This window comes from Acinetobacter lwoffii (genome assembly GCF_024129595.1).
GTDB lineage: Bacteria > Pseudomonadota > Gammaproteobacteria > Pseudomonadales > Moraxellaceae > Acinetobacter > Acinetobacter lwoffii_O.
Genome location: NZ_JAMXXS010000040.1, coordinates 1 through 22,260, shown reverse-complemented (window position 1 = coordinate 22,260; position 22,260 = coordinate 1). Strand labels below are relative to the sequence as shown.

Genomic DNA, 22,260 nt, shown 5'->3' with positions numbered 1-22,260 from the left:
AAGAAAGTTAAATCCTGTGCTTGACTCTTGTGGTTAAAAACAGGACATTTTAAATGGTTTATCGCATAGACATTTTAATTGGTGAATAACAACTATTAATATACTCATACAGGTCATTCACCATATATTTATAGCTGCTCAAGCAACTTAAACGTTAAAGCACTTCAAATTCAATCCGACGATTTCTCTTACGATCCTCAGCTGTTGCATTATCCGCTACAGGTTTACTTGAACCTGAACCTTCAGTACTCAGTAAATGCGCTGGAAGATTTTTTGCGATTAAATAAGCTTTTACTGCTTCTGCACGTTGCTGACTCAACATGAGATTTTTATTAGTATCGCCTGAACTATCCGTATGTCCAATAATCCGTATCTTTTTTCCGCTAACTTTATTTAAGGCACTGACCATTTCATCCAGTATCTGTATACCTGAAGTTGCTAATATTGCACTGCCAGATTCAAATTCAATAATCCGGTTCTTTAATGCAGCATCAATAATCTTCTGTTCTGCCTGATTGACTGAAAGCTGTGCATTTAAACGGTAATTTTCGGGTGTTAAACCCTTAAATCTTTCTGTAGTATCATGAATTTCATAAGAATTTGATACTTTACCCGTTAGCTGAATATCAGAACCTTTAATTGTTAACATTCCGTGTTTAACCTTTTTAAGGTCTTCATTAATCACATCAGTGACTATATTTGACCAATCCGTTGGTGCTACTACTTGACGAATCTGAATGCGATCTATCACATTTTCCTGACCATAAATTGAATACAATTTCGCCAAAATAGCTTGCTTACTACTGTTATTCGGTACATTACCTTCAGCAATTACAGGTTGTGCATGCACATTAAAACCAATTAGAAAACAGAATAAAATAATGATTTTATTTAACTTTAAGTATTTATTTTTTATTTTCATTTTATGCTTCTATAAATAGACTTCTTGCGTTAGTCAAAATTTAAACAGCCCAAAGCTACATTTTATAAGGTTTTAGCCAATTCGAAAATTAGGTAAAACGATACTTTCGCAAGAGGTCTAATGTTTATTTAATTAATTTAATGCTTTGAGTCAGGCTTATCTGACTCTCAGTTAAAGACTATTCTAGTACCGCCAACCTTGAATTATTTTCTACACTAAAATTGGTTTTTAATTCATATCAATTCACCCACGTGATCCATTTACAATATGATTGATGAGTATCATGGCGCTAAAGTTCCTGTGTTTGCAGCAGTCGTCTTAGTTATCTGAGCTGTTTTTCCTGACATCGTCGTATTCTGTGCTGCGACCACTCTTACTGCTTTATTCGAAACAACCTGATCCACCAACTGTAAATTGCTATAACTTGGATTACTTCCGATAGAACTTGCATTATTTCCACTCACCAAACGAAAATTGGTCTTCACAAATAGTTCAGGATTCTCTTTACTGCGCCAGACCATCTCAAAAATATTGCCTTTTTGTGTACGCTGAGCACTATCAATCAAACGATTGATTCCATATTCCCCAGGCTCATCAAAAATGGTATGGGTCTTCCCTTCCAAATCAATCACCGTGATCCGTGCGCCTGGAATTGCGCCGAAATTTGGCCAGATAAAATTCACCCATTGTTGAATTCCGTTTTCAAATAGCATTCTTTGTCCATCAATATCAATGGTATAAGCCAATAAATGAGCCTGTTCCAGTGGGTAAAACTGGAAATTAGATTGATTGGGTCTCACTGCCTGACGACTGGTATTATTTAACTCACCAGTTGCCATACCATTCACAGGCGCGACATAATTTTGAAAGTTTGCAACAAACACAGGATTTAGATTAAGCCCTAAATCTTGCCAGGTTTTCGAGCTTAAGCTATAGCCACGACGGATCACTAAGGGATCAAGATGCTCTTTGACAAAACGGGAAATACTGCCATTTTCACCAAAAATCTGATTAATTTCTTGAGAGGTTGCCTGTAAGCTACCTTGACTGCTAAACGGATATTTTTGCGATAAATTTGCATTAAATGGTTGATAGGCCTGTATTAGCCAGAGTTCGTTCATTTCAGCTTGTGCCGGAAGCATCAGACTTTCAAAGGAACGTGTGAGAGGAACACTAAACAACTTCTTAATCAGCTGTTGATCCAGCTCATGGGTTCCTACCGACATTTTCTCATCCACAAACTTTTGAGTGATATTAAAGATAGAATTCTGCTCATCAACGGTCTGCTTAAGGAGCATCATGCTCGCCGGACCAATATCTCCATAACTTTTTAGATCATTAAAGCGACTCCGTATCTTGGCCAGAGATTGCATATACTCATCCAGCAGCGACCGGTTCTGCAAATCATCTCGTGTACGTACAATCTGGTAGAAGATCTGAAAGTCTTTGGCAATCATCCCCTGAGAGAAAGTCGATGCAGAATTCTGTGCCAACTTGCCATCATGACGTTGCAATATCTTGCGTTTAAACCAGGCAATAAAACCTTTTTGTGGAACCGCCAACTCAGCTTGTACCATTGGATTATCCCAGCTGGTTTCTTGCGCTACCCGTTGTATGACTTTACGAATCGGTGAGTTTTCTGGTTCGCCAAGAATATCTATCTGATATGTTTGCTGATTAAAGTCACCGGCCTTGGCATAATAAATGGCACCCAAGAATTTACGCCATTCGCTGATATATTCTTTTTTATACATTTCAGTCAGCTGGCGTCGAATTTGTTCAGGACTGCCACTAAAACTCAAATCATCAGACTGTGATGTATTAAGTACCCAATCTTTACTTTCAGTTGGGCTTTGCGCCGCGGTTTCTATGGCAGGTTGTACATATTCGTTCCAGGCTTGATAGCTATAAAAACCGGGTAAGGCATAACTTCCCAACATGGTTGTCTGAGCATTCTCCCCGACCATCTGTTTGATCGTTAATGCAGGAAAACGTACCAAAGCCCGCATTTTAATTTTGTTATATACACGATCTCGTGCAGACACTCCGGTCATCATCGCGGTTAAAACCTGGCGAGTCTGTTCAACCAGAACAGTATCGGAATCCAGCTGGGGAAATGAACTCGAATCTGTCAGTGTCATGGCATAGCTAAGTAACTGCTCGGCCTTTTGCAGCATTTCAGCACGTGGCAGCTGACCACGATGCTGATCCAGCCAAGTCCGCCAGAAGCGTGTCAACTGATCGCTGAGATGACTGGAATCTATAGATTTACGGTTACTCAACATCAGATATGTTTTAAGTGCATTATAAGCATCTTGCGGACTTTGGTCGGATGGTTCTAATGCGAGTTGCTGAACTTGTGCAGTCGGATTAATTTGCACATGAATATGATTTTCTTTAAGAACTGCTGCATTGCTTTTTACCCGTTGCAGATATTCTGCAATATTTTGCTGACTGGGCTGCAATACTAATTGCTCAATTCCTTTCAGATATTCAGCTTGCAGTTTCTCCCTGATCTGTTGTCCTTGATATAGACCAAAACTGTATTTGAATGGACGCTTCTGATCAAATTGATCTAACTGTTGCAGATGAGCTTGCAAAATTAATAATGCATCGATTGGCGTGGCCAGCTCAGTTCCTGACGGTTTCTGTATCTGTACGACCTTATTTAAGTCCGCCTGAACTTCGGCCAGTAATTGCTGATTATTTCGATAAGACCACACCCATAGACTCAACACCATCGACACAGTAAGTAAAGCACCGGTAAAAGCCATAAAGCGTTGGCGTTTTCGTGCCGGATTAATATGCTGCTTCACCAGATTTTTATCTTTAAGGATCACTTCAGAAAATAAACCTTTCAGAAAATAACCATGATTCTGTGATACAGACTCTTTAGACAGGCCAAGATTATGATTATCGCTACGGATCAGATGAAAGTCCTCAGCAATCTGTTCTGTCATTGGACTTTCAATGGAGCCTTCCTGTAAGGCGCTGGTAAAATAAAATCCACGAAAAACCGGTTTAAACTGATAAGGATTGTCTTGGAATAAAGTGAAGATAAAGGTTCTTAATACCGGTTTGAGACTCTTAAATTCCAATGGAAAGGTCATTACACTGGGTGAAATATGCTGTGAATGCCGACGGGTTAAATGGGTCATACTTACATTTTTCAGGCCCTCATATAAAATGCCATAATGCTTTTCAAATAGCTGAACAGCATTTTCACTCGAGTCTGGTTGATAAGCCAAAGTTGCACCCCAAACCTGATCCAATTCTTGTCCATGATAACAATCAAAAAATTCCGTGAAGCCGGCAATCAGATCCATCTTGGAAAATACTAAATAAACTGGCGCAAAAACTTCTAGACGTTCAGTCAGGTCTTGAATACGGGCACGCAGGTTCTTGGCCAGTTGTAGAGATTTCTCCGGGCTTTGATTGACCAACTCAGCGATACTTACGATCACAATAAGACCATTTACGGGCGCTTTAGAACGATTTTTCTTGAGAATATTCAAAAAGCCTAACCATTCAGAATGTTCCTCCGGATAGACTGAATAGCGTCCGGCTGTATCCAGTAAAATGCCCTGAGTTGAAAAGAACCAGTCACAGTTTTGTGTTCCGCTGAGTCCAGCAGAGACCATTTTCTGATGAGTTTCTTCAAAAGGAAAGTGCAAACCAGAATGGTAAATCGCCGAGCTTTTCCCAGCCGCTGGGTTACCGATGACCATATACCAAGGAAGTTCATATAGTGCCGCATGACCTTTACGATCGCCTAACTTCGACTTACGAATCAGCTGAATAGATTGTTTGACTTGCTGACTGATCAGCTGAAGTTCTTCTTTATTATTGTATTTGCTTTCAGCTGTAGAACTTTGAGATAAGACGGTTGCGATTTTTTTGCCCTTTTTAGCATGCCCATAACGCCGGATAAGTGTATAAATCCCCCAGCCTATTAATATGGCAACATAGACCGTCAGCAATATCCAGGAAATACGATCAGAAACCGTATTTTTTATGGAAAGAATGACCACTAAAAAGGATAAGGCCATCATTGTTTTAGGGTTACTAAGGTACTGCCAGACATGCCCCAAGACTGTATAAAATAATGTATTCACTTTTATCCCTTTTTTCTTTAATTTTTATAAATAGTTAGGCTACTAATGAGATTTCATTCAGTTGATCACTTTCTTTATTTTTAAAACATAAATAGCTTGATTCTTGTTGTGTGCTGTAGCTTATTGTAACGACATTGTCGTATAGATATGATGACATCATCGCTGCAAAAACTGCTGCCAATTGTTGGGTATGCCCCAAATAGCTTTGAGGATAAATGGTATGCTCCGGCTCAAAATCAATATTAGTAAATTTTTCTTGTATTATTTTCATTGTTTTAGACTGAGTGGCTTCATCTAAGAAAACTAAAAAAGGATGTGCCTGTTCCAGCTGATAGGACAGATCAACCTGATTCTGACCCAAGTACGCATATAGGTCAGTGACGTACTTGCTGAGAGTCAATATTCGTGAAGGCATCATCCCCTCAACCTCTAAGTCATGTGCGGATAAACACCAGCTGGCAGTATATTCTGCAGCAATATACTCTTCATTTTGCCAAAATTGCTGATCCAGACAGTCCTGATCAATTTCAGAATCCGCCATAATGATCAAGCTGATCTCATGTGATTGACCTGAAATTTCCTGTAATAGCTCCAGCAAAGCTGAATAAGCATGATCAGCAGGCAGAAAGTGAAAATTGATATGAATTTGGGCAGGCAGCAATGCATGTTTTTGTTGAATTTGACCTATAAGCTGCTCTTGATAGAGATCACTCCACTCCCCAGTCATATGATCCGCCAATAAAATATGCAGATTCAACCTATTTAATCGGCTTACTGCTATTAGATTAGAGGCAATATTTCCTTCATCTTCACAGTAGTTCTCCTGTATCCATCCCGGATGCATTCGATATTCATAAGCCAGTTCGTGATCATAAAATAGTGCTGAACGTTTTAACTGTTCTGAAATTAAGCTCAGACTTTCTTCATGCTGTTCGAGTTGTTGTTGAATCAACTGTTGAATTCGTTGTTCCTGTAATGTTGGAAGCATTTCTTCGCTAGTCCCGTTTTCTTCGAGTAAGCGGTCCACAGCATGAATACGATATGTCAATATAGGTAGACTAAAACGATTTAGCAGTTCTGAGTCCAGCTCAGGACTTTTGAACTGCTTCATGTGCTGCAAGATCTCTGCATTTTTGCCAAAACTGTGCCAGGCGGCAGCTGAAAAAATATTAAGTTTGTAATTCTCAATCGCTTGATACAATTCTTCTTTATTCTCTAATTCTTGCTGCTGTGCTTGAAGAGATTTATGAGCCCTATCCTTTTGTTCTTGCTGTCTTTGTTTATAGGATTTTAAAGCTTTATAAATAAAATAAGGTGTTAATAACAACAAGCAAATTAACAAAGGTAAAATTCCAAAATATAATAGGAAATCGATATTTGATGGATCGTATTGAGTATCTCGCCAGTAATAAATGATAAGAGAACTGTTTATAATGAATAAAACTATAACAGTCCGAATAATATGCTTAATCATGACATTTTTCCTATCAGGCTATAGCAGGTTTCCGCATGGTGGATTGCCTGATTCGGCATTAATAAGGCTCCTCTGGCCAGCCCCATCGAATGTACTTCTCTGAGTTGGGCTGGATATAATTCATCTCTGTCTAGAATCAACCGAAGATCCACTAACATGGTCGGGCTACACCAGGTTTGAAGTAACTCTTTCAATTTGGCGCTATGTATTCCTTCAGATAAAAATTTTAGATAGTCTTCACGTTTTAATGGACCAATAACAATTTCAATTTTTTCATCAACTTGCTGAATGGTTTCTCCACAGAAGCTGTTGATTCCCAATAAAATTGGTTGCGAAGCTCCTAAACTGCTTTTTTGCTGATCATTCAGTTGAAAGCTTTCCGGAATAAACTCATTAATCTCAAATTGATATTTAAAAATACAGGACAATATGCTGCTTAAAGCATAATGGGTATTATTTTGCCCCTGCATCAAGCCTGAAAACTCAGCAAAATAATCATCTATAGGTTGCTGTTCATGTTGTTGACTGCTATAGCCACTCAAAGCATGAAGCATATTCAGATAATGATTTTCCTGCTCAACTTCATAACGCATTGGTAAATGATAGTTCAAACAGGCATCGACATATTGGGCGGTTAATTTATGATTAAATAGTCCGAGAAAGTGTAAGCTTTCTTCTCTGTGTGCCCGGGTACTCTGTTTAATTTTATTTGTATAGATATAAGGTAATACGCCCTGTACGCCAGTCAACCCTACGATTAAATTGGTCATCTGCACTTTATGATCTTCACATTGCAATGATTCAATTTCAGAAGTCGGAAAATTAAGATTGAGTGAACTAATAAATTGAAATGATTTACTCCATTCTTGATGTCTGTTTCGTTCAGGTGCATGTCTTAATAATCGCGTGGCTTGAATAAATTCAAAGCTGGTCGGCTGCTGAAAGAGCCGATCAACTACAGAAGTCTTTTGCCACCAACATTCTGTATGCATTGGTATAACTCCTGTTTTGACTTTGAATCAATGACGTGCATATCCACATAACTATTCATTTGAACTTTCAAATTAAAAATGTGATTTAAAAGTTGCACAAAGATATACAGACTGGCTCCTCTAAAGACTTCTGTATCGATCTGAATTTCAACTTTGACACCCCGTACAAAAAGTGGAAATGGTTTATGCTCACGCAACTTCTGGGTCAGAGAAAACTGGATCGATTGAATTGAATTAATAATTAGCCGGTTGTCTTTGGATTGCGGCAAGTTATACAGTTCGAGTAATTCCTTAATGTGACTGACTGTATTTGCTTTCATTAAAGACAGATTATTCAATGATAAATGCGAGATAATTCGCCACTGTTCTTGCTGATTTTGATCAAAACAATAAGGTAAATTGGGTCTTTTCAATAACACGGCTTTACGTGCTAAACTATTGTCATTGAGAGATAAGCTATTCTGATCTTTATGATAACTTTCATAAGGCAAATCCCGATTGCTGCATAACAACTGCATACTGATAAAGTCTGATGAAATTTTCTGTGGTTCTAAAAATTTGGAAATAATCGAATATTTCAGTCCTATATGCTTGTTATTATTCTGCTCGGGCAACAGGTGATAATAAAATTGTATATCGGCCTGATGATAATGACTCATGGCAAAAAAAGGTAATACGGGATAGGTCGTTTGACTGTTCTCGCTTTTCTCTCTCAATAACTTCATTTCGGTGATCGCATACACCTGAAAATACTCAGGATGATGGACATCACTCATTAATGGATACTCTAGGCGAAAATGATCAATTTTCTGCGGTTCAGCCTGCTTAGGGAATAAATTTATAACTGGTGTCGCAAATAATTTGAAATTAGCGCTATTTAATTCTGAATAATCTCTGACCACGACTTGATCATTCAGGTTTATTTTAAAATGAATGTGTAGCTCAAAGTCTGTAGTTTCTATATTTAATTCTTTTAAAAAACTCAGATTGAGGTTAAGAAAATTAAATTTTTCTGGAAAGCAAAAATACTCGATTAATAAACGATAGGCATGATGAGTATGTTGATCAACTGGCAGCGCACTTTCCGCTTCAGTAAATCCCATCAGTTCAAAAGGATTTTGAAAATCAATCTCTTGATTATGAGCTATTACAGAAAAACCCGTCTCCGGTTTAAAAATACAATCCAGAATTTGCAATGGAACACTGGAAATTGCATCCAGATAAATAGGTAATTTCTGTTGTTCCAACAGTCGCTGCTGCTGGTTAAAAATTTCAAAACCAAAGCTCAAGGTTGCATTTCGATTTAAATGAACATGAGTCGAAGCATGCGTTTTAAAATTAACAGATTTTAAGGCGATTGGTAATAAATTAACCTGGTTTGCCGTACGATATTCACACTGTACCCCACGGATACTTTTTGATTTTAATACAGTTTGCTTGGGAATCTGCTGGCTACTTTTAAGCTGTCGGATTTTACTGGCATCGTCAAAACTGACCACTGAACATGCTGGAAAAGGTTTAAGGTACTGTGGAAACATCACCTCAAAAATAGCACGTGTAAATACTTCATAACTATCGTGCAGTTTTTTATCAATTCGGGCAGAAATCAGGGAAAATGCCTGAATCAATCTTTCGATATGCGGATCATCGATCTGCTCTTGATTCAACGAAAGGTGTTGGGCAATTTTTGGGTATTTATTGGCAAAATCTCGTGATTGTTGCCCAAATTCCTGTAATTGTTTTTCGTAATACGGTAATAATTCTTCGATCACAGCACACCTGCTGATGTTTTAGACAAAATTACGTATTGTTGCGTAGTAGGCTTTAGGAATGCGTCAAAAATTACGGGTTCATATAGAGGATAAATATTTAAAAATGCCTGAATACTTAGACACAGACTTCCCCTATTATGCTCATCCATCAGCATCTCGACTTTTACCTGTGTTAAGCGTGGTTCATGCGCGTGAATAGAATGTTCAATCGAGCGGCAGATTTTATCCCGGTCCATTGGATTCGCCGTTGAAAGACCTACAAAATCAATGATGCCAAATTGAAGAATTGAACGTTTGACCTGGTCATAACTGTCATCTACATCCAAGTTAACTAAACGAGTATTCAACAGATCTTCCAGATCATCTGCTACAGACTCTCTTAAAGCCTGCAATGAAAGCCCTTGAGAACATTGAATGTCCTGAGGTAATAGACGGTCAAATAATGTTGTTCTAAATCCGTAAGGGTAAAGCTGATCCAAATTCATATTGTTATAGTCTAATTTTATTTATTTTTATAAATATCAGAGAGGCTGATCAAGACCAGCCTCTAAAAAAGGTCAAATTACGCTGCATAAGAAGCAGTATTATTTGATAATGACCATTTCTTGGTCACGGCACCCTTTTGTGTACCATTAATATCTTGCTGATTATACGTCCACTCAACTGCTGCATATTTCAAACCAAAAGCTTCTGTTGGAATGCCTTCTTGATTTACTGTCGGAGTGACCTGAGAAACCAGCACATGTTTTAATTTAATTTGCAGGTATTTAACGCGTTTATCACCATTAGCACGATAAAAATCGATTTGTACCTCATCGAAGGTATAACCTGCCGAACAAGCTTCCCAAAGTTTTGGGCTGGTTGCATCCAGATCTTTCATAAAAATCATGTCGGAATGTTCAACTCGTTCTGCGGTATGACCGCCTACACTGGAAGATGTGGCAGATTTTGGCTGACGAATGTTGTGCGACCAGGAATTTGCTTCTAGCCAGCTTTTATGTTCTGAATCACGAGATTCACCATCAACTTTATATTTGCCACGAAACTGGATGTAAATGTCTTTCATTTTAATAATTTTCCTGTTGTTATAAATATTCTTATAATTTTAGCAGCGGTCTTAATGACTCGACTGCGGTAACTCAGTGACCAGTCGTAAAGATACAGACAACTCGTCTAACTGAAAATGCGGTCTCAAAAAGACCACAGATTTGTAATGTCCAGGTTCAGCCGGATTTTCTACAACTTTTATCGAAGCTTCACGCAGTGGATACTGTGCTTTGGCTTCCTGTGAAGCGCCATCATCCAAAAGTACATATTGAGACAGCCAGTCGTTTAGAAATGCTTCGACATTTCCTGCAGATGTAAAACTTCCCACCTTATCTCGCATCATTGCTTTTAAATAATGAGCGATTCGCGAGACTGCCATAATGTACTGTATCTGACTGGATAATGCGGAATTGGCATTGGCAATATCGTTATCATATTTCTTTGGTTTTTGGGTAGATTGGGCACCGAAGAACGCGGCATAATCGGTATTTTTACAATGTACTAATGGAATAAAGCCAAGATCACTGAGTTCTTTTTCACGACGGTCCGTAATCGCAATTTCAGTCGGGCACTTAAATATGATTTCTCCATCATTGGTTTTAAAGGTATGCACTGGCAGACCTTCGACCAAACCGCCACCCTCAACCCCACGAATCGCAGCACACCAGCCATGCATATCAAAGGCATTGGTTAAACGCGTCCCCAAAGCATAAGCAGCATTCATCCACAGGTATTCATTATGATTTTCACCTGAAACTTCTTCTACATAGTTAAAGCCTGCTGTCGTATTGCCATCTTTAGGATGATAAGGTAAACGGCCTAATACTCGTGGAATAGTCAATGCCAGATAACGAGCATCATCACTTTCCCGGAATGAACGCCATTGCACATATTCAGCTGTTTCAAAAATTTTAGAAACATCGCGTGGGCGATCAATATCAGTAAAAGTTTCCAATCCGAACATGGAAGGACTTGCAGCTGAGAGAAACGGTGCATGTGCCGCTGATGCTACATGTGAAATCTGCTCGAGCAAATACAGGTCTGAAGGTGTGCGATCAAACTCAAAGTCACCAATGAGGGTCGCATAAGGCGCACCGCCAAATGAACCATATTCTTCTTCATAGATTTTTTTAAATAGAGTACTTTGATCAAAGTCGCTGGCACTTTGAAAATCTTTAATCAATTCTTTTTTGGTCGTATTCAACATACGAATTTTAATTAAAGAGTGTGATGGCGTTTCCTGACAAAAGTAATACAGCCCTCGCCAGGTGGACTCAACTTTTTGAAACTGCTCGTGATGCATGATCTTGCTCAGCTGGGTAGAAATAAGCGCATCAATTTCTGCAATGCGTTTATCTAAAGCCAAGGTCATATTGTCTGAAACTATAACGGTACCGGCCATGACTTCCTTGGCCAACTCACCAATCAAACTTTTGGCCCGATCATGTTCTTCTTCATTACGCGCAATTCGACTACGTTCAACAATAGAGTCCAGAATTGAGTATTCTTCAATAGCAACATTCGTGGTAGTTGCAGCATTAGAGTGATTCATTGTCTGCCTCCATACTCATTTTACGGATTTGGTCGGTATTTTTTAAAATATCATCCAGTAAATCTTCTAGACGTTCATTATTGGATATTTTATTGCGTAAATCAGTTAAACGTTCTCGTGCTTCTACCAGTTTTCGCAAAGGTTCGACTTGTTGGACTACCTGTTCTGGCCGAAAATCATCCATTGCATTAAAAACCAAATCTACTGATATTTTACCACTCTCTTCAGTCAAACTATTTTCCACCTGAAAACTGGCACGAGGCGCCAGAGACTGCATCACCTCATCAATATTTTCCAAGTCTACATTGATAAATTTTTTATCTTTGAGCTTGGTTTTTTCAAGTTCAGACGCTGCTGAAAAATCTCCCAAAACTCCCACTACAAAAGGTAACTCTTTGACTTCACGGCCATCACCTACCTCAACATCGTAGGTCAATTGCACCCGTGGTGGTCGAATACGCTGTAATTTTTTTTGTACACTTTCACGTTTAGCCATCATGATTTTCCTTATTAATTATTATTTAATGATCCAAATGGATTAGTACTAGGAGTGTGGGTTCGTGTACTGATACTTTCTGTTTTTTTATTACTGATAGCAGCCCTATTATTTTTTAGATTGCTTTTCGATACTTTATTTTTGTTTTGACTTAGGCTTTGTTTTACTGAGTTATTTGGTTTATTTTTAGTATTTTTTACTTTTGAATTCCGCGCCGTCGTTGATGCAGATTCAGAAAATTTTGCTACAGGCTGTGCCAGATAAATATGTTCAGTCAGCGATTTGGCCTGTGGGTAGGTAAAGTCATTTAAGGCACGGACTTCTGTACTACGCATCTGTTCTAGGCTTTGGGAAGAGATCCCGATCCCTGCCAGGAATTTCAGATCAGTTAAATTCTGATGAATGTAATTTTGCTGATGTAATTGCTCGATTAAATTGAGCGCTTTCAGATGATCACCGACTTCAACATAGCGTTTGGCAATTTGGGTAGACAATTGCTGCTGCAGATGCATATTTTTTCTTGCTGTCTTGTCGCATAACTGCTGGTATAAATCAATGATAGTTGAATCAGTATCATTTTTTGCTTGTGGATAGCTCTTGATACATGATTTTTTTAATTCTGCTGCATGGGTTTGAGCAAAACATAGCTGCGCCATCCCTGAGATGAGCAATACAATAAAACCTAGATTATTTTTCAAAATAAGCCTCAATTTTTGGTTATTGTTTTATATTTTTATAATCAAAATTTATTTTTCTATTTTTATAATTCAAAAATCTAGTTGCGGATTTAACAAAAAATTATCACAGGAAGTCAATACATAAATGCGTTTTTGTTAAATTATTTTATGTAATTTTTAAAATGGTAAGATTCCGACCAATGAATGCAGACATTTGGATAGACTTGAGTAGAATATGCCAAAAATCTTGAGCCAATATATCTTGATTGCTCATAGAAAAACATAAATAAATAAAAATAAACCTAATAATAACAAATATATAGCTATAAATTCCAAAAACATCAGGCTGTATATTATATTCTAAAAGAGAAAAATATGAGTAATTTAAAAATTTTGATTACAAAATTATCTGAGCATGCACGCCTATGCCTTGAGAAATCAGCGAATTTCTGCATCAAACAGCGAAATTATGAAATCGAAATTGAGCATTTTCTCTTAGAATTGCTACAGCAACCAGACTTGAATGATCTCAAACTATTGCTCAAAAAATATGAAATTTCCGAAGATGATCTCACCCATGATCTGAATCAGAGTATTCAGCAAATGACTAAAGGAAATTCTCGTACACCTATCTTTGCCAAATCCATTATTCGTGTATTAGAACATGCCTGGCTTTTGGCTTCAGCAGAGCAAAATCCGATGATCCGCAGCGGACATCTACTGGTTGCCCTGCTCACTGCGCCTGATCTATATCAAATGACAATTCGTGCTTCTACTTTATTTGAGCAGCTTCCAATTGATCATTTGAAGCACCGATTTTTAGAGTTCTGTGAGCAAAGTATTGAAAATATGAGCTATTCTCAGCTTACTAAGGTAAAAGAAGATTCACCTAACGCACAGCTAAAATTAAATAAAACATCGGCACTTGATCAATACACTATTAATCTAACTGAAAAAGCACGCCAAGGCCAAATCGACCCGGTGATCGGTCGTGAGTTTGAAATCCGTTTGATGCTGGATATCCTGATGCGCCGTCGTCAGAACAATCCAATACTCACCGGCGACCCGGGAGTCGGTAAGACAGCTGTGGTAGAAGGATTAGCCCTGAAAATTGTGAATAATCAAGTACCTGATGTACTCAAAAATGTAGAACTTCATGTATTGGATCTGGGCTTATTACAAGCAGGTGCGAGTGTAAAAGGCGAGTTTGAGAATCGCCTGAAGCAAATTATTCGAGAAGTTCAGTCCTGCAGTTATCCTGTTATCTTGTTTATTGATGAAGCCCATACGCTGATTGGTGCAGGTGGTCAGGCTGGTCAGAATGATGCTGCCAATCTGTTAAAACCAGCTTTGGCACGAGGAGAACTGCGTACCATCGCCGCGACTACATGGGCGGAGTACAAACAATATTTTGAAAAAGATGCTGCGCTCAGCCGTCGTTTTCAGGTGATAAAGGTAGAAGAACCTAATGAAGAAGTCGCAATTAATATGTTGCGCGCCATGATTCCGCTCATGACTCAGCATTTTCAGTTGCAGATTGATGATGAAGCAATTACTGCTGCGGTGCGTAATTCACATCGTTATATCAGTGGACGGAAATTACCGGATAAGGCCATTAGTGTATTGGATACAGCCGCGGCACGGGTTGCCTTGAGCCAGAATGCGCAACCTGCAAAGTTAGAACAGTTACAGGCACAACTGCATAATTTTCGGCTAGAACATGAGATTTTAAATCAGGAGCATCAAAATTTTCCGTGTCATCAGACACTTTTAATTGAATTATCAAAAAATATTTCAAATTTGGAACAAGAGATTTCTCAGGTAGAACAGCAATGGCAGCAAGAACTTCAATTGGTTCAGGAAATAAAATTATTACAGATTCAATCCAAAAAAATTGAAAATAAAAATAAAATTAAAGTATTACAGCGATGTTTGTCTCAGATTCAGGCTGATAACCCACTCGTGTTTGAACGTGTAACAGTCCCTATGATTAATCAGATCATTTCTGACTGGACCGGAATTCCAGTAGGTAAAATGATGAATGATGAAATCCGACAGGTATTAAAATTACAAGATAAATTATCGCAACGTGTAATGGGTCAGGACTTTGCTTTGCATCAACTGGTCCAAGGTATTAAGACATCTAAAGCAAAACTGGATGATCCGAATAAACCGCAAGGTGTATTTTTATTGCTTGGCCCAAGTGGTGTGGGGAAAACTGAAACTGCCCTGGCCTTGGCTCAAGAATTGTATGGAGGAGAATCACATCTGATCACGATAAATATGTCGGAATATCAGGAAGCTCATACCGTATCTTCCTTAAAAGGTGCTCCTCCAGGTTATGTCGGTTATGGTCAAGGAGGCATTTTGACTGAAGCGGTACGCCGTAATCCTTATAGCGTGGTTTTATTAGATGAAATCGAAAAAGCTCATCCTGATGTGCAGGAATTATTTTATCAGGTCTTTGATAAAGGAATGCTGGAAGATGGTGAAGGCCGTCTAATTGATTTTAAAAATACGACAATCCTGTTGGCCTCCAATGTTGGCTCCAGTGCCATTATGCAGGCTTGTGTAAATCAACCCGTCGAAAACTGGCCGGATGCAAAAAGCTTAATTGAACTGTTCAAACCAAGTTTGTATCAGCAATTTAAACCGGCATTTTTAGGGCGTATGCAAATTGTGCCTTATTATCCTTTACATGATGAGCTATTGATCCAGATCATTCAGCATAAACTGGGGAAAATTACCCAACGTATTCAGCAGCAATATGCCACGCAGGTTACTTATAGTGAGGACTTGCTAGAACTTCTACTCAGCCGATGTACAGAAGTAGATAGCGGTGCGCGCAATATTGATCATATTTTAAATGCTTCAGTATTACCTGCTTTGGCTACAGAAATACTGACGGCCATGAGTGAGGAAAAGCTCCCTAAACTGATTCATATTGAGATCAAGAATGATGAAATTTTTTATAGCGTAGATCCTAAAGTTAAAATAGCACCAAAAGTACGGTCTAAAAACAGTAAAGTAGATGCTGCCTAGTAGAAGTAAATTAAAGCTAATAATAAATAAAATATAATAGTTGGAATAAATATGAGTCTGGAATTTGAATATTTATTGAAAAGTATTTCAGCCGATCAGCCCTGTGGCATGGATTTTTCATTTTCAAATGATTTTCATGTGATTAAAAAAGCCAGAACTCGCGATGATCCTTTATTGGACCAGGGTGACTGGGTCTCGGAACCGAAACAGGCCAATTGGCAACTTGTACACGATAAAATAATTGAATTATTAACTGAAAAAACCAAGGATATACGCCTATATAGCTGGCTCATAGAGGCTTGGAGTCATTTCTATGGTTTTGAAGGGATTGTCAGAGGGTTAGAGTTGACCCAGCAAAGCCTTGAGCGATATTGGTTAACCTTACATCCCCAAATCGAAGAGGATGATCTTGATCAGCGTTTGGGATTATTAAAAGGTTTGATTGCGCAACTGCCAACGCTGATGAAACAGGTGCCTTTGGTCAGTTCTGCACCTTTTTATAGTTTAAGCGATTATGAGGTATTACTGCATCAGCGCAATATACAGCTCAAACAGCAGCAAGATGATTCTTCTGAATATAATGCTGTTCAGGACTTGGAGTATTTTGAGCAATTGTTGCTGAAGACTCCTCAAACAGTGTTAAACCAGAATGAACTATATTTTCAGGAAATTCAGAAACAATGGCAACGCCTTAAAAATACACTGGATCTTTTGCTGGGCCCGGATGCACCGAGTTACGCGAGCACAGATTCTCAACTGGAATCAATCTTTTCTAGTATCAAACGCATTTATAAAACTGATATTTCTCCAATATCTCAGGATCAAATAAATACATCGCAATCCGGCACTCTCAAAATACCTGAAATAATAGTAATGAATACCTCGCTTGAAGATATACAAGAATTTCGACTTCACGCCCAAAATCATCTGGCCAATCGTCAACAGGCGATGCAGTTATTACAACAAATATCTGAATATTTTCAATCGCATGAACCACATAGTCCAGTAAGCTACATGCTGCAAAAGACAATCAAATGGAGTCAGATGCCATTACATGAATGGCTGGCTCAAGTCATTAAGAACGATAATCCGATTGAAAATGTACATGAATTACTGGGTGTATATGCCAACGATGAACCTAAGAATGAGTGGTAAATATTAAAATGTTTAAAGCAGAAAAAGTACTTTGGGGCGAAGGTCTATTTTTAAGACCGCAGCATTTTCAATTACAGGATGCCTATCATGAACAACGCTTGAGTCATATGATTCGGGCGACATTTCTTTTTGCTCACGGAATACAGTCTATTCAGTTTGATGAAGCTCAATTCAATATGCATATATTGGCATTGAGCAAAATTGAAATGATCTGGCAAGATGGTGAAATTTATCAGGCACCTGCACAGGATTTATTACCAGAACCGGTACAACTGGATACCTTAAACCTGCGTGGTGAAATGCAAATTTATTTGGCTTTACCAATGCTACAACCGAACAAGCAGAATGTAAGTCATGCTGAAAACACTCAGACGAGTCGTTATCACTCACATTTAATCTCTACTCATGATTTATTCACCGATGCCACTACAGCGGAGATCACCCTGTTACGCCGTCGGGCAGAATTTAAACTTTTTGAAGTTGGCCATGAACCTCAGCAGCCTCTGGATGGTTATTTATATCTTCCGGTTGCTCAAATCAAAAGACAAAGTTCGGGAAATTTTAATTTTGATCATAAATTTATTCCTCCAATTTTACATATTCAGGCCTGTGAATATCTGCTAGACAATTTAAAGCGAACTTTAAATATCATCCGGGCTAAGATTAAAACGATTCAATCCAATAATCGGGAAAATGAACAGAAACTGATTGAATTCCGTTCTGGGGATATCGTCTCTTTCTGGCTAGTGAATGCCTTAAATACTGCTTATGCAACCTTAAATCATATTTTGCAATATCCCCAAATTCATCCGGAACGGCTATATGCGGAACTTTTAAGACTAAGCGGCTCCTTACTCACATTTTCAACAGCCTATGACATTGATCAACTACCGCAGTATCAGCATCATCATTTGTATGACAGTTTCAATCAGCTTGATATTATTCTCAGAGATTTACTCGATACAATTATTTCGAATCGATATATCAGCATCAGCTTAAAAGAAACGCGCCCGTCCTATTGGCTCGGTAGTCTGGAGACTGACAAGATCAGTCGCAATACCCGGCTATATCTTGCTGTATCGAGTAGCATTATGCCTGCACATGATCTGATTGCCTATGTTCCGATCCGTTTTAAAGTCGGCAGTAGCATAGATGTAGAACAACGTGTGGTTGCAGCTTTGCCTGCTGTACCCGTCCAGCACCTCATGCAGGTTCCTACTGCAATTCCAGTACGTTCCGGTGTGCATTATTTCGAGATCGAACCAAATAATGAACTGTATCAGCGCATGCTGGATTCAGAATCAATTTGTGTTTATATCTCGAACGGTTTTAAGGATATTACGGTTGAACTGATTGCTGTCATGAATGGATAAAATAAAAATGAATACAATCGCTAATTCTCCTTCTTCACTTTTTGATGATGATCAAATCGGGGCCGGTTATACAGCCATGCAATCTGTAGAAAGCTACCCTACCTATACGAATAGTCTGGTAGATTTACTGCATGACGGCTTCTATATTGTTTTCCTGTTAAAAAATCATTATCTCCCTACAGATATTGAAGCCTTTCGTGAAAAAATTCTGGAGATGTTGAAAAGTTTTGAACATCAGGCACGTCAGATGCAATTTTCAGCTAAAGATATTCAAGATGCAAAATATGCCTATTGCGCTTTAGTAGATGAAACAATTGTCACGCAGCAGGATGAGCAATTTTTTGATCTGCAAAATGCCTGGATGATCAGTCCCTTGCAGTTGATCCTGTTTGGCTCACAACTTGCAGGTTTTCGCTTCTTTGAACATCTGGAAGAAATACGCCATAAAGATAAGCAACGTCTGGCAGTATTAGAGGTATATCATTATTGCCTTTTATTGGGATTCCAGGGAAAGTATCGAATTGAATCTATTGAGCATTTAAATAGTCTGATTGCTCGTATCGGAGATCAGATTGATTATCTCAAGTGTAAAAAAGTTGCTTTTTCTCCTTTTTCAGCAATTCCAGATCAAATCCGACATATCATCCATCGTGAATTACCATTTTTCTGGATTCTGATATTTTTATTATTATTTGCTGTGATCAGCTTTGTGGTTTTTAAATATGCCTTGTCAACAGAACAAGCTGCTGTGTTTTCTCAATATCAAAATTTGATTAGCACTCCTGCTGAACAAGCTTATATTACGATTCATTTACCCTAACTCAATTTTCAAATAAATATGATGGACACATATAAAAATCAAGACTTAAAAATGACGCCGTTGGAAAATTTATATCAATGAATAAAAAACTTTTTTGAATCATTATTAGATCAATCATTTAACTGATGATTTTGATTATATTAAGCAGCTTTACTGTATTAAGTCTGGCTATGTTAGTCTTGCTGTCCTACGAGTTTCGATTAAGAATACAGGATTTATTTCTTGGTTTGATTCCACAAAGCAAGCAACAATTTTCTCAAGCAAAACATTTTGTTCAGAAATTTTATCAGGCGGCATCGCCTGAGCATATTCAGTCTGAGTGGTATTTGCAGCAATGGTGGATTTTGATTGCAGGATTTAGCTTATTTGGCAGTATTTTAATATTCGCTTTTACGCAGCCACTTACTGCAAGTAAGTTTGAAGCTGAATATTTAAGGAAAGTTGATCCACAGATTTATGCATTATTAGATGGGCAAATATTAACAGCTCCAACTGAAGTCGATGAACAGCTTATTATTGAAGCCTTACAAGAAGAAGTTTTAGCAAATCATTCTGTAATTTCAGCGCAAAGCCTTAATCTGAATATTGAAGACATTCATATAAATCCAAATATCAGCACAGCAGACCGTAAATGGCATAAGATGAATCCGCGATTTAAACAGCGCTTACTGATGGTTTTTAAAATTATGCGCGAACAGCATGGTTATGAGCTGGTTTTACTCGAAGGTTATCGAAGTCCGGAAAGGCAAAACTCTTTGGCGACCAACAGCAATATTACCAAGGCCAAAGGCTTTCAAAGTTATCATCAGTTTGGGCTGGCTGCAGATATTGCCTTTAAGCGAAATGGTAAGGTAGTGATTAGTGAACGTGATCCATGGGGCATGCGTGGTTATGAACTGTATGGCCAGATTGCAGAATCGGTGGGTTTAACCTGGGGCGGTCGCTGGAAATCCATTAAAGATTTTGGACATACTGAATATCGTATGCCCGGTTTAAAGAAAACAGCTGAAATGGCGCATCAACTCATTCATGAAGGACAATTACAGACTCAAACATTTCAGCCTTGAGTGCGAAATCGTAAATTAATTTAGAAAAGTCTGCATATGTTTAATGACTTCATCTGGCTTTTCACCATGCAGCCAATGTCCTGTATTTTCAATGCATTCAATTTTCGCCTGAGAAAATTGTTCATTGATTGCCGCAAAATGTTCAGGTTTTGAGATATAAAAAGAATTACCGCCACGAAGAAATAAAGCTGGCTGATTAACTTTTTCGACCTTTTCCCAAGCCATAATATCTGGATAATGATCAAATAAAGCTTGAACATTAAAGAGCCATTGCCCTTTATTAAAGGATTTTAATAAAAACTGAATTACCATTTCTTCATGAATGTATTCACGCATAATTTTTGCTGCCTCAAGTCGTGAAGCAACATTTGCTTGCTGCACAGCAAATAAAGCTTTAAAAATCTCAGTATGATGACTCTCATGATATTGGATTGGTGTAATATCAAGAACGACCAACTTTTCAGTTTGTACTCGGGCTAAATCAGCCAATTTCATAGCAATTTTTCCGCCCATAGAATGCCCTATTACTATGAACTTTTGAATATTTAAACTTGATAAAGTTTCTAGGACATCTTCCGCCATGAACTGATAATTTAAGTCTGAACTATGACCAGAAAGACCATGATTGCGTACATCAATTTGAAGCACGGTTCTTTGCTCAGAAAAATATCGAGCTAGTATTCCTAAATTACTTAAACTACCGAATAAACCATGAATAAAAATCATTGGAGATAGTACTGACGTTTCGTGGTGTTGGAGTTGATAATTTAGGATCATTTGAGAATTCCGTGATTTCTTTCTTTATTTAAGTGTTTATAATGGATTTATATTGGGAATTAATCAATTGCGAAATTTTTAAATATAAAATCCTGCTTAGGCTATTTTATGGGGATATATTTTGCTTAGGCTAAATAATTCATAATCGATTTGTAAGTATTTAAAATTACGATTTTAGATCTGGATGGATATCTGGCTATAAATATGAAAGAAGATGGTTGAGTTGTGGGGCAGACTAAATAAAATTAATGAAAACCTTAAAACTGGGATTTAATAACACATAAACCACTTTTAATTCGGAGTTTTTTCTTAAAACTAACTCGCTGTTATTATCCAAATAGACTGAGGTAATTTAAACAATCTTCCTTAATATTCACTGCTCATAATTTGTTAAAGATCGACCATTCATAAGTAGCTTATTAATCGACTTGATTCTGTTTAAAAATAATCTGTCTTAAGACCAAATGAGTTACAGGCAGTAAACATCAGTATTATCAATTCCCCCTTTTCCCTTTCTTGAGAAACTTGTTAAACTTATGTTTTGCTTAGGCTATTTTAGTATCTTAATATGCTTAAATTAGTAGCTTATATAAGCGTGCAATCACGCTATCCTACTTAAATTGTTCTGTTCAAGAAATACACCGCATAAATAAGACATTTTTTAGAAATTACAAAACCACGATTATTCATTTATTCTTATCAATAGATTGAATACAGTGGATATATCCCCGAGGTATGAGGTATTCACATTAAAATAAATTTAAATTAACTTAACATTTTCTTTATTAAATGATATTCGGGAGATGGTCTTTCAGGTTTTAATATCTATAAAATTTGATTGTAAAACAGACTTATTTATTTTTAGTCTACTGCGAAAAACGTTCGAGAATAGACCTCTTTCATAAATCATTTTTTACTCAGCTCCAAGTTATAAATTCCAGCAATTAGATTGAATCTCAAACCGAGTCTTTTAGCTCTA

General features: G+C 37.8%; 16 protein-coding genes. 5 read left to right on the top strand and 11 right to left on the bottom strand.

Annotation, left to right across the window (positions count from 1 at the left end):
* Positions 1–154: 154 nt before the first annotated feature.
* The 10 genes from NI466_RS13800 to NI466_RS13755 form a co-directional block, all read right to left on the bottom strand.
* Positions 155–916 carry an OmpA family protein gene (locus NI466_RS13800; protein WP_435575026.1) on the bottom strand — a complete coding sequence of 254 codons (762 nt, stop codon included), beginning with the start codon at positions 914–916 and terminating at the stop codon, positions 155–157.
* A gap of 287 nt (positions 917–1,203) precedes the next feature.
* A complete protein-coding gene (tssM, locus tag NI466_RS13795) occupies positions 1,204–5,037 on the bottom strand; it encodes a type VI secretion system membrane subunit TssM (protein WP_253173857.1) in 3,834 nt (1,277 codons plus the stop codon).
* Between the two features lie 34 nt (positions 5,038–5,071).
* On the bottom strand, positions 5,072–6,511 hold the full coding sequence (locus NI466_RS13790; protein ID WP_253173856.1) for a hypothetical protein: 1,440 nt from the start codon (positions 6,509–6,511) through the stop codon (positions 5,072–5,074).
* Positions 6,508–7,503 carry a type VI secretion system baseplate subunit TssG gene (gene tssG, locus NI466_RS13785; protein ID WP_180087336.1) on the bottom strand — a complete coding sequence of 332 codons (996 nt, stop codon included), beginning with the start codon at positions 7,501–7,503 and terminating at the stop codon, positions 6,508–6,510. Before tssG ends, NI466_RS13790 begins: the two co-directional genes overlap by 4 nt.
* On the bottom strand, positions 7,467–9,275 hold the full coding sequence (tssF, locus tag NI466_RS13780; protein WP_253173855.1) for a type VI secretion system baseplate subunit TssF: 1,809 nt from the start codon (positions 9,273–9,275) through the stop codon (positions 7,467–7,469). The genes tssG and tssF overlap by 37 nt, the downstream gene beginning before the upstream one ends.
* Positions 9,272–9,760: a type VI secretion system baseplate subunit TssE gene (gene tssE, locus NI466_RS13775; protein WP_071851320.1), complete on the bottom strand. Its 489-nt coding sequence runs from the start codon at positions 9,758–9,760 to the stop codon at positions 9,272–9,274. Before tssE ends, tssF begins: the two co-directional genes overlap by 4 nt.
* Before the next feature lie 77 nt (positions 9,761–9,837).
* Positions 9,838–10,341 (bottom strand): Hcp family type VI secretion system effector, encoded by a 504-nt coding sequence (locus NI466_RS13770; RefSeq protein ID WP_253173854.1) that lies wholly within the window; start codon positions 10,339–10,341, stop codon positions 9,838–9,840.
* A 51-nt stretch (positions 10,342–10,392) separates the two neighbouring features.
* Complete coding sequence (gene tssC / locus NI466_RS13765; protein WP_253173853.1) at positions 10,393–11,874, bottom strand: type VI secretion system contractile sheath large subunit; 1,482 nt, start codon at positions 11,872–11,874, stop codon at positions 10,393–10,395.
* A complete protein-coding gene (gene tssB / locus NI466_RS13760) occupies positions 11,861–12,370 on the bottom strand; it encodes a type VI secretion system contractile sheath small subunit (RefSeq protein WP_180087331.1) in 510 nt (169 codons plus the stop codon). Before tssB ends, tssC begins: the two co-directional genes overlap by 14 nt.
* A 14-nt stretch (positions 12,371–12,384) precedes the next feature.
* Positions 12,385–13,068 carry a hypothetical protein gene (locus NI466_RS13755; protein WP_253173852.1) on the bottom strand — a complete coding sequence of 228 codons (684 nt, stop codon included), beginning with the start codon at positions 13,066–13,068 and terminating at the stop codon, positions 12,385–12,387.
* 354 nt (positions 13,069–13,422) lie between these two features.
* Here NI466_RS13755 and tssH point away from each other — a divergent pair, with 354 nt between their 5' ends.
* The 5 genes from tssH (at position 13,423) to NI466_RS13730 (ending at position 20,504) form a co-directional block, all read left to right on the top strand.
* On the top strand, positions 13,423–16,089 hold the full coding sequence (tssH, locus tag NI466_RS13750; RefSeq protein ID WP_253173851.1) for a type VI secretion system ATPase TssH: 2,667 nt from the start codon (positions 13,423–13,425) through the stop codon (positions 16,087–16,089).
* Between the two features lie 51 nt (positions 16,090–16,140).
* Entirely contained in the window at positions 16,141–17,244 is a 1,104-nt protein-coding gene (gene tssA, locus NI466_RS13745) for a type VI secretion system protein TssA (protein WP_253173850.1), read from the top strand.
* 8 nt (positions 17,245–17,252) lie between these two features.
* Positions 17,253–18,617 carry a type VI secretion system baseplate subunit TssK gene (tssK, locus tag NI466_RS13740; protein WP_253173849.1) on the top strand — a complete coding sequence of 455 codons (1,365 nt, stop codon included), beginning with the start codon at positions 17,253–17,255 and terminating at the stop codon, positions 18,615–18,617.
* 7 nt (positions 18,618–18,624) lie between these two features.
* Positions 18,625–19,437: a type IVB secretion system protein IcmH/DotU gene (gene icmH, locus NI466_RS13735; protein ID WP_253173848.1), complete on the top strand. Its 813-nt coding sequence runs from the start codon at positions 18,625–18,627 to the stop codon at positions 19,435–19,437.
* A gap of 125 nt (positions 19,438–19,562) precedes the next feature.
* On the top strand, positions 19,563–20,504 hold the full coding sequence (locus NI466_RS13730) for a M15 family metallopeptidase (protein WP_253173847.1): 942 nt from the start codon (positions 19,563–19,565) through the stop codon (positions 20,502–20,504).
* A gap of 15 nt (positions 20,505–20,519) precedes the next feature.
* Here NI466_RS13730 and NI466_RS13725 read toward each other — a convergent pair whose 3' ends face one another.
* Positions 20,520–21,281, bottom strand: coding sequence for an alpha/beta fold hydrolase (locus NI466_RS13725; protein WP_004280222.1), 762 nt, complete (start codon positions 21,279–21,281; stop codon positions 20,520–20,522).
* Positions 21,282–22,260: the final 979 nt, after the last annotated feature.

Excerpts from the sequence above, each read along its gene's own strand:
- NI466_RS13790 (WP_253173856.1), bottom strand. The coding sequence starts at position 6,511 with ATGATTAAGCATATTATTCGGACTGTTATAGTTTTATTCATTATAAAC.
- tssG (WP_180087336.1), bottom strand. The coding sequence starts at position 7,503 with ATGCATACAGAATGTTGGTGGCAAAAGACTTCTGTAGTTGATCGGCTC.
- tssE (WP_071851320.1), bottom strand. The coding sequence starts at position 9,760 with ATGAATTTGGATCAGCTTTACCCTTACGGATTTAGAACAACATTATTT.
- NI466_RS13770 (WP_253173854.1), bottom strand. The coding sequence starts at position 10,341 with ATGAAAGACATTTACATCCAGTTTCGTGGCAAATATAAAGTTGATGGT.
- tssC (WP_253173853.1), bottom strand. The coding sequence starts at position 11,874 with ATGAATCACTCTAATGCTGCAACTACCACGAATGTTGCTATTGAAGAA.
- tssB (WP_180087331.1), bottom strand. The coding sequence starts at position 12,370 with ATGGCTAAACGTGAAAGTGTACAAAAAAAATTACAGCGTATTCGACCA.
- tssH (WP_253173851.1), top strand. The coding sequence starts at position 13,423 with ATGAGTAATTTAAAAATTTTGATTACAAAATTATCTGAGCATGCACGC.
- tssA (WP_253173850.1), top strand. The coding sequence starts at position 16,141 with ATGAGTCTGGAATTTGAATATTTATTGAAAAGTATTTCAGCCGATCAG.
- tssK (WP_253173849.1), top strand. The coding sequence starts at position 17,253 with ATGTTTAAAGCAGAAAAAGTACTTTGGGGCGAAGGTCTATTTTTAAGA.
- icmH (WP_253173848.1), top strand. The coding sequence starts at position 18,625 with ATGAATACAATCGCTAATTCTCCTTCTTCACTTTTTGATGATGATCAA.
- NI466_RS13730 (WP_253173847.1), top strand. The coding sequence starts at position 19,563 with ATGATTTTGATTATATTAAGCAGCTTTACTGTATTAAGTCTGGCTATG.
- NI466_RS13725 (WP_004280222.1), bottom strand. The coding sequence starts at position 21,281 with ATGATCCTAAATTATCAACTCCAACACCACGAAACGTCAGTACTATCT.